Origin of the sequence: Psychrobacter sp. PAMC 21119 (genome assembly GCF_000247495.1) — a bacterium.
Lineage (GTDB): Bacteria > Pseudomonadota > Gammaproteobacteria > Pseudomonadales > Moraxellaceae > Psychrobacter > Psychrobacter glaciei.
The window spans coordinates 84,096-98,405 of sequence record NZ_AHVZ01000039.1; the positions used below are offsets into that span (position 1 = coordinate 84,096).

The 14,310-nt window shown below is 43.2% G+C and carries 15 protein-coding genes; 9 read left to right on the forward strand and 6 right to left on the reverse strand.

The genetic code is table 11. From position 1 onward, the window contains the following. Window positions 1–50: 50 nt before the first annotated feature. Window positions 51–671, reverse strand: a complete 621-nt coding sequence (locus RH96_RS12715; protein WP_010201546.1) for a class I SAM-dependent methyltransferase — start codon at window positions 669–671, stop codon at window positions 51–53. A gap of 385 nt (window positions 672–1,056) precedes the next feature. Next, a complete protein-coding gene (locus RH96_RS12720; protein WP_010201548.1) occupies window positions 1,057–1,929 on the reverse strand; it encodes an MBL fold metallo-hydrolase in 873 nt (290 codons plus the stop codon). Window positions 1,930–2,512: 583 nt separating this feature from the next. On the opposite strand from RH96_RS12720, the gene RH96_RS12725 reads away from it, so the two are divergent. The 5 genes from RH96_RS12725 (at window position 2,513) to RH96_RS12745 (ending at window position 6,507) form a co-directional block, all read left to right on the forward strand. Further along, window positions 2,513–2,851: an ArsR/SmtB family transcription factor gene (locus tag RH96_RS12725; protein WP_010201550.1), complete on the forward strand. Its 339-nt coding sequence runs from the start codon at window positions 2,513–2,515 to the stop codon at window positions 2,849–2,851. A 56-nt stretch (window positions 2,852–2,907) separates the two neighbouring features. Continuing rightward, a complete protein-coding gene (locus RH96_RS12730) occupies window positions 2,908–4,617 on the forward strand; it encodes a SulP family inorganic anion transporter (RefSeq protein WP_010201551.1) in 1,710 nt (569 codons plus the stop codon). A 214-nt stretch (window positions 4,618–4,831) separates the two neighbouring features. Further along, window positions 4,832–5,158: a beta-lactamase hydrolase domain-containing protein gene (locus tag RH96_RS12735; RefSeq protein ID WP_010201552.1), complete on the forward strand. Its 327-nt coding sequence runs from the start codon at window positions 4,832–4,834 to the stop codon at window positions 5,156–5,158. Between the two features lie 119 nt (window positions 5,159–5,277). Continuing rightward, the gene (locus RH96_RS12740) at window positions 5,278–5,610 is read left to right on the forward strand and encodes a TIGR01244 family sulfur transferase (RefSeq protein ID WP_010201553.1); all 333 of its coding nucleotides are present in this window, start codon (window positions 5,278–5,280) and stop codon (window positions 5,608–5,610) included. 153 nt (window positions 5,611–5,763) lie between these two features. Beyond that, the gene (locus RH96_RS12745) at window positions 5,764–6,507 is read left to right on the forward strand and encodes a glutathione S-transferase family protein (protein WP_010201554.1); all 744 of its coding nucleotides are present in this window, start codon (window positions 5,764–5,766) and stop codon (window positions 6,505–6,507) included. 70 nt (window positions 6,508–6,577) lie between these two features. Here RH96_RS12745 and RH96_RS12750 read toward each other — a convergent pair whose 3' ends face one another. After that, window positions 6,578–8,026 carry an alanine/glycine:cation symporter family protein gene (locus tag RH96_RS12750; protein WP_010201556.1) on the reverse strand — a complete coding sequence of 483 codons (1,449 nt, stop codon included), beginning with the start codon at window positions 8,024–8,026 and terminating at the stop codon, window positions 6,578–6,580. Between the two features lie 257 nt (window positions 8,027–8,283). Continuing rightward, complete coding sequence (ahpF, locus tag RH96_RS12755; protein ID WP_010201557.1) at window positions 8,284–9,861, reverse strand: alkyl hydroperoxide reductase subunit F; 1,578 nt, start codon at window positions 9,859–9,861, stop codon at window positions 8,284–8,286. A gap of 488 nt (window positions 9,862–10,349) precedes the next feature. On the opposite strand from ahpF, the gene RH96_RS12760 reads away from it, so the two are divergent. Both RH96_RS12760 and RH96_RS12765 read left to right on the forward strand, forming a co-directional pair. Beyond that, window positions 10,350–10,598, forward strand: a complete 249-nt coding sequence (locus RH96_RS12760; RefSeq protein ID WP_010201558.1) for a YdcH family protein — start codon at window positions 10,350–10,352, stop codon at window positions 10,596–10,598. Between the two features lie 214 nt (window positions 10,599–10,812). Beyond that, window positions 10,813–11,061, forward strand: coding sequence for a YdcH family protein (locus tag RH96_RS12765; RefSeq protein WP_010201560.1), 249 nt, complete (start codon window positions 10,813–10,815; stop codon window positions 11,059–11,061). 175 nt (window positions 11,062–11,236) lie between these two features. Here RH96_RS12765 and ahpC read toward each other — a convergent pair whose 3' ends face one another. Next, window positions 11,237–11,803: an alkyl hydroperoxide reductase subunit C gene (gene ahpC, locus RH96_RS12770; RefSeq protein ID WP_010201562.1), complete on the reverse strand. Its 567-nt coding sequence runs from the start codon at window positions 11,801–11,803 to the stop codon at window positions 11,237–11,239. 277 nt (window positions 11,804–12,080) lie between these two features. Between ahpC and RH96_RS12775 the strand changes: the two genes are divergently transcribed. Both RH96_RS12775 and RH96_RS12780 read left to right on the forward strand, forming a co-directional pair. Next, window positions 12,081–12,989 carry a hydrogen peroxide-inducible genes activator gene (locus RH96_RS12775; RefSeq protein WP_010201564.1) on the forward strand — a complete coding sequence of 303 codons (909 nt, stop codon included), beginning with the start codon at window positions 12,081–12,083 and terminating at the stop codon, window positions 12,987–12,989. Window positions 12,990–13,033: 44 nt separating this feature from the next. After that, a complete protein-coding gene (locus tag RH96_RS12780) occupies window positions 13,034–13,702 on the forward strand; it encodes a hypothetical protein (protein ID WP_010201566.1) in 669 nt (222 codons plus the stop codon). On the opposite strand, the gene RH96_RS12785 is transcribed toward RH96_RS12780, so the two are convergent. Further along, a complete protein-coding gene (locus RH96_RS12785) occupies window positions 13,683–14,285 on the reverse strand; it encodes a methyltransferase domain-containing protein (RefSeq protein ID WP_010201568.1) in 603 nt (200 codons plus the stop codon). The two genes, RH96_RS12780 and RH96_RS12785, sit on opposite strands and share 20 nt — an antisense overlap. Between the last annotated feature and the right edge of the window lie 25 nt (window positions 14,286–14,310).

Here is a 14,310-nt window from a genome sequence, read left to right on the forward strand (position 1 = left end):
TTTGAATTGGTTTTACGAGTAATTTTAGCACAGTCAATTATATTGATTCTCTACGCCACTTGCTGTGCCACGCCACTATATACATAGCTCATCGGTCTTGGGCCGGGCAAATACTCTTCGCTCAGCTCGTCAATGACAAAACCACCTTCTCTAATCAGCGCTGGAATGTCACGATCTAGATGACAACCACCCGCCATCGGTTTCCAAAAAGGCGTCAGTCGATGCTGCCATCGCTCAACAGAAAAATCTGGCGCTAAGCCATGCTCACAAAACAACAAGCGACCGCTAGGTTTTAACACGCGCGCCATTTCTCGAAGTGCAGCTATTGGCTCATCAATACTACATAGGGTAAAGGTCATCACAATCGTATCAAATTGGTCCGTATCCGCATGAATGCCTTGGACATCAACGGCTATCACTTCAACTGGAATACTAATGTCAGCGGCGCGCTTGCGTGCTAATGTCTGCATCTGAGCCGCTGGGTCGATACCAATAACAGAAGAAACCTTTTTGGCATCATAAAATTGCAAATTAAGACCACTGCCAATCCCAATTTCTAATACCTCGCCTAACGCCTGAGGAACAATTTTAGAACGTGCTTTCATCACGTTACCTGTACTACAAGCAACATCTATCAGCTTGGGCAATGCATAGCGCTCATAAGGGTTCATTAGTCTCTCCAGTTATTGCCATATTTAGCGCTTGCAGATATTGATATAGTTGATACTAAATAAAATGGGTACATGACATTATGATGCGTGACTGGCACAAACTTTTCTTGCTTGCTGTGCCTACGCAGACAGAGGCTACGAAAAATTTATACCAGTCACGCTGTCTCTTTTTTATATTGACCTGACTATACCAATCTTCTATACAGTAAATAATCTATCTGATAATCATGTTTATAGATATAAATCATACGATACTTGCATAGTAAGGCATAAGATGGCAGTTATCACTTATTGCACTATTTATAGTCAAAATATTTTATAGTCAAAATATTCTAAAAACGCGACGGTATTGCTTATATCAATATTACTTTTCACTCACTATAGTTTATTCACCAAGGACATTAATCGGCACTTTCAAATAACGAGTACCATTGTCTTCTGGCTCGGGGAAATGTCCTGCATCAATATTAATTTGCACGGCAGGAATGATAAGCCGTGGCATACCCAAAGTCGCATCGCGGCGCTCACGCATCTGCACAAACTCGGCTTCATTTATACTGTCTTTAACATGGATGTTTTCTAGTTTTTGTGCAGCCACAGTCGCCGTTGGACAGTGCTTACGGCCTTCACCTGGATAATCATGGCACAGATACATGACTGTATCTTCAGGAAGCGCCAACAGCTTTTGAATAGACTGATAGAGCGTTTTGGCATCGCCGCCGGGAAAGTCGCAGCGTGCTGTACCGACATCAGGCGCGAACAAGGTATCTCCAACGAATACCACTGTCTTTTCATCGTCAGTCGCCAGATAAGCCATATCAGCACGTGTGTGACCGGGCACATACATGGCTGTAATGGTGATACCGCCAAGCGCTAGTGTTTCACCCTCGTCGGTCAAAATATCAAACTGACTGGCATCGGTACGAAAACTGGTGTCAAAGTTAAAGATTTGCTTAAAGATTTTTTGTACTTCGGTAATATGCTGACCAATTACTAATTGTCCACCAAGACTTTCTTTTACATGAATAGCAGCAGATAGATGGTCTGCATGTGCATGCGTCTCGATAATATATTTAAGCGCCCAGCCTTGCTCACGTACGAACTCAATCACTTCATCCACACTACTGGTACTCGTTCTGCCTGACTTGGCATCAAAGTTCAGTACGGGATCGACAATGGCGCACAGTTTCTGTTCGGTATCAGCGATAACGTGAGTATAAGTTTCTGTATCGCTATCTAAAAAAGAATGAACTTGCATAGCTGCCTCTTTGCTTTTATAGGATTGTTTTAACCTTCGAACCATTCTTTAAGTATAATGGATCGTCATACACAATATTTAATTCAAAAACTAGGGCGTGTCTTCAATTCACTCGATAGTCATCTGAATGGGCTAAAAATGGCTAAATCTTGCCAAACATCGTCAAATAGCTGGTTAATATCCCGATATTATCTGCACTCTTTTTCTTGTTTGACGGCAATTTATCTCATTTTTATCACCATTTTTGAAATGAAGACACGCCCTGATGCATATTGAATGTTTATAAATTATTGCAGTTAATATCAACGCCGCCGACAACATCAGCGGTCAAATTTTTAGCATGCCTTTTTAACATGCTTTCTTAACGTTAATACCAATATAGCAATCACTATACAATTTATCAAATTATATAATGTAAATAAATATAACTTGATGTAAGCTGCGATATCATTGATAATTAACGGTAATCACTCATCACTTTTATAAAAACCACGCGACCTTTATCCTGGTTTTATATAAGGAGCTCACTCTGACAACTTCTACCTCAGCATTGGCTACCTCTACTGACAGTAAGGCCGACCCTATGTCAGTCAATAACGCAGACTCTGTACCGCTAGATCTGGCCAAACAGATGCAACAAGCATCGCTACAAGCCAGCCAATTACTAAAGTCACTCTCGCATCCTGATCGCTTACTCCTTCTCTGTCAATTGACTCAAGGTGAGTATTGCGTTGGTGAGCTTGAGGGCTTGGTCGGTGTTGGACAGCCAAGCTTATCGCAGCAGTTAGGCATATTGCGCAAGGATGAGCTGGTCGCGACACGGCGCGACGGTAAGCAAATTTACTATAGCATCGCCAGTGACGATGCCTTAGCAGTCTTAGAGCTACTTTATCAACGCTTTTGTGCCAAAACAGATGCCTAACTGGTTATTGAGTTTTTAGCTGTTTTTAACTTTATTTATTGTGATGACGTATTGATATGACCTCTATCGCTGCTCGCCTCATTCCCACTTGGCTGCGCCAGTATCAGCTGGCTGCCTTGCCAACTGACGTCATCGCTGGGCTGGTGGTGGGCGTACTGGTGATACCGCAAAGCCTAGGCTACGCTGTACTTGCAGGCTTGCCGCCCGTCTATGGTCTGTACGCTGCGATTGTGCCTGTCATCGTCTATGCTTGGCTTGGTTCTAGCAATGTACAAGCGGTCGGACCGGTGGCCATCACCGCTATTATGACTGCCAGTAGTTTGTTGCCTTACGCTGAGCAAGGAACTGAGCAGTATGCCCTAATGGCAAGTCTGTTGGCACTGATGGTGGGGTCACTGCTTTGGATCGCAGGACGGCTCAAGCTTGGCTGGATCATGCAGTTTATCAGTCGCGGCGTATCGGCAGGATTTGTGAGCGGTGCGGCGGTTCTCATTTTTGTCAGTCAGCTCAAATACTTAACGGATATCCCGATCGCGGGCAGCAGCCTAATCGGTTATTTATCGACCATGCAGTTACATGCGCGCCAGCTACATCCGTTGACCTTGTTGATTGGCGTGATCGCTTTTGCGCTCTTGGTCGCAAATCGCTACAGTAGCAAATGGGTGTGGCGAACGTGGCTGTCATCCTCATCTGCCAAATGGGCAGAACGCTTGTTTCCCCTTATTTTGCTCGGCATTGCCATTTTACTCAGTATGGCACTGCATTGGGACGCGCGTGGCGTGGCGACTATCGGTAATATTCCGCAAGGGTTACCACGTTTCACACTGCCCCATATACCAGACATCCAAGAAGCGCTCAAACTGTTACCAACCGCAGGATTGATGGCGCTTATCATCTTTGTCTCCAGCAGTTCCGTCGCCAGCACCTATGCGCGACTGCGCGGTGAGAAGTTTGATGCCAATCGTGAGCTGACAGGGCTTGGACTCGCCAATCTTTCTGGTGGATTGTTTCAGAGCTTTGCCGTGGCAGGCGGGTTTTCACGGACGGCAATCAACGTCGACTCAGGTGCCAAAACTCCACTCGCCAGCCTGATGACGGTGCTGGTGATGATTGCCGCACTAATCGCCTTTAATAGTGCACTTGCGCCGTTGCCTTACGCCTTACTTGGCGCAACCATCATGGCATCCATCATTGGCTTGATCGATATTGCGACCTTAAAGTCCGCTTGGCAACGGGATCGCTTAGACGGCGCAAGCTTTATCGCAGCGTTTGTAGGGGTACTAATATTTGGGCTAAATACCGGACTGGTCATCGGTCTCATGGTGTCATTTGCCAGTCTCATCTGGCAATCGAGTCAACCACACGTCGCTATCGTCGGACAATTGGCTGGGACAGGACACTTTCGCAATATCAATCGTCACGATGTCGTCACTTTTCATAATTTATTGATGTTACGTATCGATGAGAGTCTGTTTTTTGGTAATAGCGAATCGGTACATCGGCGCATCTTAAATGCCTTACAACAATATCCCGAAGCGCATGAGCTGATTCTCATTATGGCCGCGGTCAATCACATTGATCTGACCGCGCAGGAAATGCTCAGCACCTTAAATCAAGAGCTGGCTCTGCAAAACAAGCATTTACACTTTAGCTTTATTAAAGGCCCAGTCATGGATGTCATCGAGCACACTCCGCTGGTTGCTGAGCTATCAGGACAGGTGTACCTCAGTACTATGGATGCCGTTAATGACCTAAAGCAAATATAAATACGCCCTAATATTTTCGTCAACCATACAATCACTATTGATGTCTGCAACAAAATATCGTTATGATAGAGAGTATAGTATGCTAGCTTGTTGTATGGCTGCACTCAATCTAAACAAGCTAAATCAAGCCGAACTGAAATAAGACAACATTTAGACGTCAAATCGACGCTTTAGTGTTTTTAACATTTTTTAATAAACGTAAATGACCCTTTTTATGACCGATGATTTAACGATTTATAAGCAAATATACCCAAGCCAATGTGTCAAGATTGCTGAGCTGGGCTATCGCTCAGTGCTCAATATACGCCCAGATGCTGAGATCGAGACACAGCCTAATAGCTGTGACTTGGCGACTGCAACGAAGCAGGCAAATCTGACGTATCATCACCTACCCTTTGATGATGAGCGCCTAAGTATGCTGACCGTAGAACAGTTTGCCGTCTTTTATCACTCAATGCCCAAACCCATATTGATGTTTTGTGGTACTGGTGCTCGCGCCAAACTCCTTTATCAAAGCGCGTTGATGCAAGGGCTGCTATAAAACGGCTATAACGCTTACACACCTTCTCTTTAGAAATGACTGCAATAAGCCTAGGCTTAGATGCTGTATTTCCATAACAAATATCTCACTCTTTCATATAAACAATAAAAGGAGCTCTTATGAGCCACGAAATCAGTATTACGGGACAAATTACCCCTGATCAAGTCCCTATGCTTGCCGAAAACGGCTTCAAAACCATTATCAATAATCGTCCTGATGGCGAAGAGCCTGGACAACCTACCAGCGCTGATATCGAAGCAGCTGCTAAAGAAGCAGGACTTGCTTATAAAGAAGTCTCATTTGCTGGTAGTGAGCTCAATCAAAACCACGTCGAGGAATTTGCTGACTTCTTTAATCAAGCCGAGCAGCCAGTGTTAATATTTTGCCGTACGGGTAACCGCTCAACGGGTATTTATGAAGCCGCTAAGCGCATGGACTTGTTAGACGATTGATATTGACCTAAACAAACGTGCCACTACTTAAAAAAATGCCCGTCCAAAATTTGGATGGGCATTTTTTTGCATATTACTAAACTATAGACTGGTTAATTTTTAATATTGAAGACATAATGAAATTCTACCAATATACCTTAATAGGACTTTATGATGCAAAAACCACTTCTCATCATCGGCAATAAAAACTATTCATCGTGGTCATTGCGAGCTTGGCTATTACTCAAAGCTTTCGGTGTTGACTTCAATGAGCAGCTTATCGAATTGTTTCATCCCTCAGCAACAGCCATTCTCGATGAGCATGCGCCAACAGGCAAAGTGCCCGTTTTGGTTTATGGTGAAAATGATGACAAGGTTACGGTTTGGGATACCTTAGCGATTGCCATGCATATCAATGATTATTTTACCGACATAGATGTTTGGACAGGACTGAGTAAGTCTGAGACTAACCGCATTACTAGCAACAGAATAAATAGCGCCTACTGCCAAAGCATCGTCGCTGAGATGCATTCTGGTCTAACGGGTATTCGTAATGAGATGCCGATGAATATCAGAGCGACTGCTAAGATACAACCAAGCAATGCCTGCTTAACTGATATTGCTCGTATAGAAGAGATTTTTGCGGATTGTTTAAAAAATCGCTCAAAAGACAGCTACCTTTTTGGGCAATTCACGGCTGCCGATGCTTTTTTTGCGCCAGTAGTGCTACGCTTGCAAACCTATGCTGATGCCTCCAGCATAGAATTAAAGCCGACGACTAAACAGTACTGTGAGACGATGTTGAACAATCCTCATATACAAGCTTGGATCGATTCAGCTTTAAAAGAGACACGCGTAATCAAAGAAGATGAAGCAGGTGAGATACTCTCGGTAGTTGGCGTGTTGGCAAATAAATAGTATCTTGCATAAAAAAACCACTTTAGCTTAGCTAGAGTGGTTTTCTTATAAAGAATCAAGCGTATGCATACTACTGTTTTTGGTCTAACGCTTCTTTTACCGCTTTTTTACCCCATGCGCTCAGATCGAGGTCCAACTTTTCATACTCTTGTGCATCGAATAACGGCTCTTTAACCCCTGCTTTTAATTGACCAGCAAAGTCGTCAAGTAGACGCTTGGCTCGTGGAAATAACATAATCAAGGCCAATAAGTTTGCTAGTGCTAGCACGCCCATCAACGGGTCCGCAAAGAAGAACACTGCGGTTGCTGCAGGAGCCACTGCGCCCAAGAATAATACCGCAATCACAACAATTCGCAAAATCAGAGTCGCCATTTTGATATTCTTTTTGACCAAAAAGTTAATGGCATTTTCACCCATATAATAGTTATACATGATAGAGCTTAAGGCAAATAACAATATCGATATGGTCAGGATATACTGCGCCCAATCCCCAAGCTGAGCGGTGAGTGCTTGCTGTGCCAGTACAATACCATCGACTTCAGCACCTGGTTGATAAACACCGCTCAGCAAAATCATGAATGCCGTAGCACTACACACGACGATCGTATCAATAAACACTGACAGTGACTGTGAGATACCTTGGCTGACTGGATGCGTGGCATAAGCAGTAGCAGCGATATTAGGTGCAGAACCCAGACCAGCCTCATTCGAGAATAAGCCGCGCTTCATGCCTTGCTCAATCGCCACACCAATACCACCGCCCACGACAGATTCAATACCAAACGCATTTTTAACAATCATCGCCATCAATGCAGGCAATTCGGTGATATTGAGCACGATGACAATCAGCGCCATACCAATGTAGATTAATGCCATCACAGGAATGACAACGTCGGCGACCTTTGCAATGCGCTGGATACCGCCAAAGACGATAAACCCGCCCGCAACCACCAGTACCGCACCTGATATCCAACGATCAATGCCGAAACTTTCAAGCGCAGAACCTGCTACCGTATTGCCTTGGAACGCCACAAACCCGATAGAAAAAGACAGTAGTAGCGAGATCGCATAAATGACGGCGAGCCAACGATAATCTTTACCTAAACCATGCAGGATATAGGTTGCAGGGCCGCCGCGAAAGTTACCATCAGTATCTCTACGCTTGTAAAGCTGAGCCAAACTACACTCAACAATACTGGTCATCATACCGATAAGGGCCACAACCCACATCCAGAATACCGCTCCCGGACCCCCTAAAGAGATTGCAACAGCAACGCCAGCAATGTTACCGCCGCCAACACGTCCACCGATAGAAACGAGCAACGCCTGACGGGCAGAAATTCCGTCGTCTCCTACCTCATCCGTTTTAAATACACGGAACATACGTTTAAAATATCTAAACTGGGCAAATCTACCCACGATGGTAAATAATAAACCAAAAATAACTAACATAGGGATAAGTGCCCAGCCCCACGTTAGATCCCCGACTAAGGCAAAAAAAGCTTCAATATATTCCATGCCTATTTTCCTTATAGTTCATGATAATATGATAGGTTGTATTGAGCTCATTATTGCATCAACAACACGATTTTGTAATACAAATGTCAAATTTGTAACGTAAATGCTGATATTTTCTGAGAAAAATCGCTTTATTGTTTTACTTAAATGATCATTTTCTAAATATTAGGATTTGTTCTATATAAACGTATTTATACGATAGCACAAAAAAACCACCTCAAAAGAGGTGGCTTTTCAAATTCAAACTAACTTCAAACTTACTGCATAACCAAGTATTCAAACGCTGACAATGCGGCTTTTGAACCCTCACCCATCGCGATGTTAATCTGCTTAAATGGCACAGTCGTGACGTCACCACAAGCAAAGATACCTTTGCGATCCGTACGGCAGCGCTCATCAATCTCAATTTCACCAAAGCGGTTTAAATCAACGAAGCCTTTGATAAATCCAGTATTAGGTACTAAGCCAATCTGTACAAAGACACCGGACAAATCACGCTCATGAGTTTCACCTGTTTTGCGATCTTCAAAGACGATGGAGCTGACTTTACCATCAGTGGCCTTAATCTCTTTGGTCGCCGCCCCAGTGATGAACTCGATGTTTGATCTCTCTTTGGCTTTGTTGATCAATACCTGATCCGCTTTTAGCTCATCAGCGAACTCAAGCACGGTTACATGCTTCACGATACCGGCAAGGTCTAACGCCGCTTCGACACCAGAGTTACCGCCACCGATGACAGAGATTTCTTTACCTTTAAAGAACGGGCCGTCACAGTGGGCACAGAAAGCCACACCTTTACCAATATTTTCTTCTTCACCTGGTACACCAAGCTTGCGCCATTGAGCACCCGTCGCCAAGATAATACTGCGCGTCTCAAAAGTCTCACCCGTATTTAGATGAATACTATAGTTTTCATCGACAGTCTCGCCGATTTTTTTAACGCTGACGTGCTCTTTTAGCGTGATGTTGTATTCGCCTAAATGTTTGACGAAGTCTGCTGATAGATGTGTACCTGTCGTCAATGGTACAGAAATCAAGTTTTCGATATCTTGCGTATCTTTGACCTGTCCGCCGATACGATCAGCGACCATGGTCACTTTTAGACCTTTACGCGCGGTATAAATGGCAGCAGCGACCCCAGCAGGACCAGCACCAATGATAGTGACATCCTGTTGTTCTAATTGCTCAGCGTCGTCTTCCACTTCTGACAATAAGTCAGGGAACTGCTCTTGCAATTTTCCGATCAACTTAGCCGTATCAATTAGTCCATTAGCAAACGGCTTACCGTTTAAAAATACCGCTGGAACTCCTTGGATGTTATTCGCTTCTACTTGCTCTTGGAATAATGCACCATCAATCATTTCATTGCTGATGTCATCGTTTAATAGCGCAAATTGGTTCAACGCTTGCACGACTTCTGGGCAACTGTGGCAAGACAATGACACATAGGTCTGGAACTGTAAGGGCTTATTAAAACGTTTGACTAACTTTTGAATACCTTCGTCTAGTTTTAGCGTATGACCACCCGCTTGCAAGATTGCCAAAATTAATGACGTAAACTCATGACCACCAGGAATACCGCTAAAGACGATACCAGTGTCAGTCAACGCGTCATCAGCATGGCTGACGACTTTAAAACTAATCGCACTAGGCAAGCTCTCATCAATCGCTTCTGCATCAAAATTGATTTTGTCAGTCGTACCAGCGATTTTGGTCAAAAAGTCAATCAACTCTGCCCGCTTTTCATGCGTACCATTGCCTAAGACAAAGGTAATTGGACGAGTCATGTTTTCGCTATAGCTCTTGATGGCATCTAATAAACTTTGATCTATCATGTTTGTTCCTCATTATTATTTAATATGTAACGGCAACTAAGCGGTTGCACGTTTAAAGATGGAAAATCTGTAGTAAGTAATATCGTTTAAAGTGTTATTTGGATAAGGCTTTTGCCTTTTGATGTCCCTATTATCATAGGTTTCATAGATTTGAGCAAGCTGAGAAACCCAAACCTTATGTTTTATAAAACCAATCATTAATTGGAATTTATAATTAAATTTAAACTTATAAGAGGATTATTATCATAGTATCAAGATGATTTTTTCGCTACAATCGAATAAGAGCAATAGGAATAATTCCTGTTTCCTAGCGGAAGACTGGCTTTTATGCGTGCTTATCAAAGGCTATTTCTGCTTGTATTAAGCCTTATCACTATTGAGCGTAATAGCGGTTTGGTTGAGTAATAATCAAGTCTCACAATCATAAATCTTAACGACAATGCGCTGATGCTGACCGTTAGCTTGCGCCTCATAACAAGGATGAACAGATGAGAAAGACTGATACAAGGCTAGATAACAAAGAAATTATCGCTGAACTTAAGCAAAAAGACAGCCATTTTGCGAGTATTTTTGCTGAGCATACTCAGCTGGATGAGAAGATCAATTATCTCGAAAAGGATTTGATAAAACATAGCAGCTGTGATGATGAAATAGAACAGATGAAGCGTCGAAAACTACACCTTAAAGATGAAATTTATAAGATAATTGATAAAAACAAAACGCAATCTCACGCTTAACGCTTCATTTATTAGGGGCGTGTCCTAATTTTTATCCTATCTGAGCACTTTCGTTCAAATCGAGGATACACCCCAAAATTACTGCTAAGAATTTCTTACATTTAGTTTTATAAATCTTAATTTTATAATCAACAAGTCTCACAATCATAATCTGTCTTAACCACAACGCGTCACTGCTTATGCTAAGCACACGCTAAATAACAAGGATGACAACATGACCATGACTGATAAATGGCAAGATCACAGCGACATCATCGATGAGCTCAAGCAAAAAGATGCGCACTTTGCGAGTATCTTTGATGAACATACTACGCTGGACAGACAAATCAATAAGCTTGAGAATGACGTGGTCAAACACGCCAGCCGCGATGAAGAAATTGAACAAATGAAGCGGCGCAAGCTACAGCTCAAAGATGAGATTTACAAAACTATAGATAAGAATAAAATGCAATCTCAAGCGTAATCGCTCATTTATAACCGATAAATAACACTAATAAAACTTTAGCTTAAGATATAAAAAGACCCCATCAACGTAGGCTGATGGGGTCTTTATTTATAGCACTGGTTCAAATTAGAAAATAATAAAAACAGCGCTACCTATCGCTAAATAGTTGGATAACTACTTAGGTTTTACTAACCTAAATTTTACCGACTAGGTCAAGACTTGGCTTCAATGTATCGCCGCCTTGTTCCCAAGCTGCTGGACAAACTTCACCATCGTTTTCACGGACATATTGTGCCGCTTTTACTTTACGCAGCATGTCTTTTGCGCTACGGCCAATACCGCCAGCATGAATCTCAGCAACCTGAATCAAACCGTCTGGATCGATTAAGAATGTACCGCGCTCAGCTAGACCTGCTTCTTCGATCATCACGTTAAAACCACGAGTGATTTTACCAGTAGGATCGCCGATCATTGGATAGTTTACTTTACCAATTGCGTCTGAAGAATCATGCCATGCTTTATGCGTGAAATGAGTGTCAGTCGATACTGAGTATACTTCTACGCCCAAACCTTGTAGCTCTTCGTAATGGTTTGCCATGTCTTCAAGCTCAGTTGGGCAAACAAAAGTAAAGTCAGCTGGGTAAAATAGAAAAATTGCCCAGTTACCTTTTACATCTTCTGAAGTGATGGTTTTGAACTCACCGTTTACATATGCATCTGCTGAAAATTCTGGGATTTCTTGATTGATAATAGACGCCATGATTGGCTCCTTTTTTGATTAAGTGTGATTAATTTAATGGTGCTTATTTATTTGATTGTTTCTGTTAAGCCTTGAACTATCTGGGCTACCTGACAAACTATACGCGAATTCTATGGTTAATCCAGTTAAAAGTTTTTAATCTGATGTTTTGTTTTATTAAACTTGTTAAACTATTCTATCTACTTCATGTCATCAGTGTGCTATCGGTAAATCTCGATAATGACTAAGATGCATAAGTATCGTCATTTGCGTGAAAAACAACCAAAAAAGAGGTCTTATGATTACCTTACGTCAACTTGAATTTGCTTTAGCAGTCGCTAAACACCGCCATTTCAAACGGGCAGCAGAAGATTGTAATATTTCGCAGTCTGCGCTGAGCTTAGGTATCGCAGAATTAGAAAAGCAACTAGACACACAGATTTTTGAGCGTAATAACAAACAAGTGCTTATCACCCCTATTGGGCAAGATATCCTGACGCGGGCGCAGCGTGTGTTTTCTGAAGTGAGCGACTTGACCACCCGTGCGCACAGTCATCAAACGCCGCTTGCCTACCCGATGACCGTAGGTATCATTCCAACGATTGCTCCTTATCTACTACCAAAGGTACTGCCTGCACTGCGAGCCAATTATCCAGAATTTCGCATGACCATCGTCGAGCAACAAACCGAACGCTTGCTTGAGCAAGTGCGTTACGGTCATATTGACACGGCCATCATTGCACTACCCTATGCCGTAGACGGATTGCACAGTTTTGAGTTTTGGAGTGAAGACTTCTTCGCAGTATTCCCAAAAGGCGATGTCCATGCCAAGCTTGACACCATTGATTCTGAGGATCTCGCTACTGCCAATCTCATGCTGCTGGGTGAAGGACATTGCCTGACCGATCAGACGCTATCGGTTTGTCATTTTGATCGGGCGCAAATGAAATCGAGCTTTTCTGACGCTAGCTTAAACACGCTCATTCAGATGGCACTCGCTAATATGGGCACAACTTTAGTACCTGAGATGGCGCTGGATCAATTGCATCTGCAAAACCAAAATGCGGTCGCGGTGCCATTGGCAGAAACAGGCCCACATCGCCATATCGCCTTTGTCACCCGCTTGAATTATGCCCGTGTCGACGATGTAAATCTATTGGGCAAGGTGTTTAAACAAGCCTTTGAAGATGCAGCTCATAAGGACTGATTTGACCGTTAGAACAATCATAAACTAGGCATTGTAGAATATATATGAACGATGTTTCGCACGTAACGTCCGACCTTGGTCAGCATTTCGCCATGCACTTGTCTGCCATCGCTAATAGTATTGATCGAGTAGAGGTAGAGGCGCTTTGGCAAGCTGTCACTACCCGTTATAACGAAGCCCATCGCGCTTATCACACCCTGCACCACCTTAAGCAGTTGTTTGCGCAGTTTGAGCAAGCTAAGCACAACCTTTATGAGCCGCATATCATCGCTTTAGCGCTGTATTATCACGATGTGATATACGAGCCAACATGGGCAGATAATGAGCTTAAAAGTGCAGACTATGCGGTGGAAGCGTTACAGAAATATTTGAGCGCGGAACAATGCCAATATATCTATGCACTTATCATGATGACAGCTACCCATCAACTTGATGAGTTAACCGATGATAATAAACGCAGCGATGCGGCTTATCTGTTAGATATGGATTTGAGCGTTTTGGGTGCTGCATGGTCTGAATATGAACCGTACGCATCTGCGGTACGTAAAGAGTATGCACATGTGCCAGTTACCGATTACTGTATCGGACGGACAGCGGTGTTAAAAGGATTGTTGGCGCATCCAAAACTGTATCTGACCGATTATTACTTTGAACGATTAGAATGGCAAGCGCGAGATAATATCAAGCGTGAGCTTACTTCGCTTGCAGCTTGATGAATAACTCACTGCCTTGACGTGCAGAATGCGAGTTATAGCTGGCTTCCATCATCTCTATATCAAAATACTGCTCAAAACGCTGCTGATATTCATCTTTTGTGCCACCAAAAGGTGGTTCATCACGGCCAAAATCCACATTGAAAAGCAGGCCAACCAGTTTGCCTTGCGGCTTTAATAAGGCTGCCATCTGCTCGACATATTCATCACGACGTGACGGATTTATCGCACAAAAAAACGTCTGCTCAAGCACCCAATCAAATTGATGCTGCTCAGGTGATAAATTAAAAAAATCTGCACAAATCAGGTGCGCCGCTGGGAAATCAGGATAGCGCTCTGCAAATGCATCAATCGGTGCAGGCGCAAAATCAACCAATGTGACATTGGTAAAACCCTGCTCGTGTAGATAGCCAACCTCATAGGCATTTCCTGCCCCTGGCACTAGAATAGCCTGATCTTTAGCAGACGCAGGCAGTTGATCGATGTAAGCTTTTAGCGGTGGTGACACCTGTCCCATATCCCACTGTATGCTACCAGTCTCATAACGCTGCTGCCAAAATTCGGCTTGATTGACGTTGTCCATATGACATCCCTGTATATACCATGCA

Bases quoted from the DNA above. Each gene is read 5' to 3' on its own strand.
- RH96_RS12715 (WP_010201546.1), bottom strand. From the start codon at position 671: ATGAACCCTTATGAGCGCTATGCATTGCCCAAGCTGATAGATGTTGCT.
- RH96_RS12720 (WP_010201548.1), bottom strand. From the start codon at position 1,929: ATGCAAGTTCATTCTTTTTTAGATAGCGATACAGAAACTTATACTCAC.
- RH96_RS12725 (WP_010201550.1), top strand. From the start codon at position 2,513: ATGTCAGTCAATAACGCAGACTCTGTACCGCTAGATCTGGCCAAACAG.
- RH96_RS12730 (WP_010201551.1), top strand. From the start codon at position 2,908: ATGACCTCTATCGCTGCTCGCCTCATTCCCACTTGGCTGCGCCAGTAT.
- RH96_RS12735 (WP_010201552.1), top strand. From the start codon at position 4,832: ATGACCGATGATTTAACGATTTATAAGCAAATATACCCAAGCCAATGT.
- RH96_RS12740 (WP_010201553.1), top strand. From the start codon at position 5,278: ATGAGCCACGAAATCAGTATTACGGGACAAATTACCCCTGATCAAGTC.
- RH96_RS12745 (WP_010201554.1), top strand. From the start codon at position 5,764: ATGCAAAAACCACTTCTCATCATCGGCAATAAAAACTATTCATCGTGG.
- RH96_RS12750 (WP_010201556.1), bottom strand. From the start codon at position 8,026: ATGGAATATATTGAAGCTTTTTTTGCCTTAGTCGGGGATCTAACGTGG.
- ahpF (WP_010201557.1), bottom strand. From the start codon at position 9,861: ATGATAGATCAAAGTTTATTAGATGCCATCAAGAGCTATAGCGAAAAC.
- RH96_RS12760 (WP_010201558.1), top strand. From the start codon at position 10,350: ATGAGAAAGACTGATACAAGGCTAGATAACAAAGAAATTATCGCTGAA.
- RH96_RS12765 (WP_010201560.1), top strand. From the start codon at position 10,813: ATGACCATGACTGATAAATGGCAAGATCACAGCGACATCATCGATGAG.
- ahpC (WP_010201562.1), bottom strand. From the start codon at position 11,803: ATGGCGTCTATTATCAATCAAGAAATCCCAGAATTTTCAGCAGATGCA.
- RH96_RS12775 (WP_010201564.1), top strand. From the start codon at position 12,081: ATGATTACCTTACGTCAACTTGAATTTGCTTTAGCAGTCGCTAAACAC.
- RH96_RS12780 (WP_010201566.1), top strand. From the start codon at position 13,034: ATGAACGATGTTTCGCACGTAACGTCCGACCTTGGTCAGCATTTCGCC.
- RH96_RS12785 (WP_010201568.1), bottom strand. From the start codon at position 14,285: ATGGACAACGTCAATCAAGCCGAATTTTGGCAGCAGCGTTATGAGACT.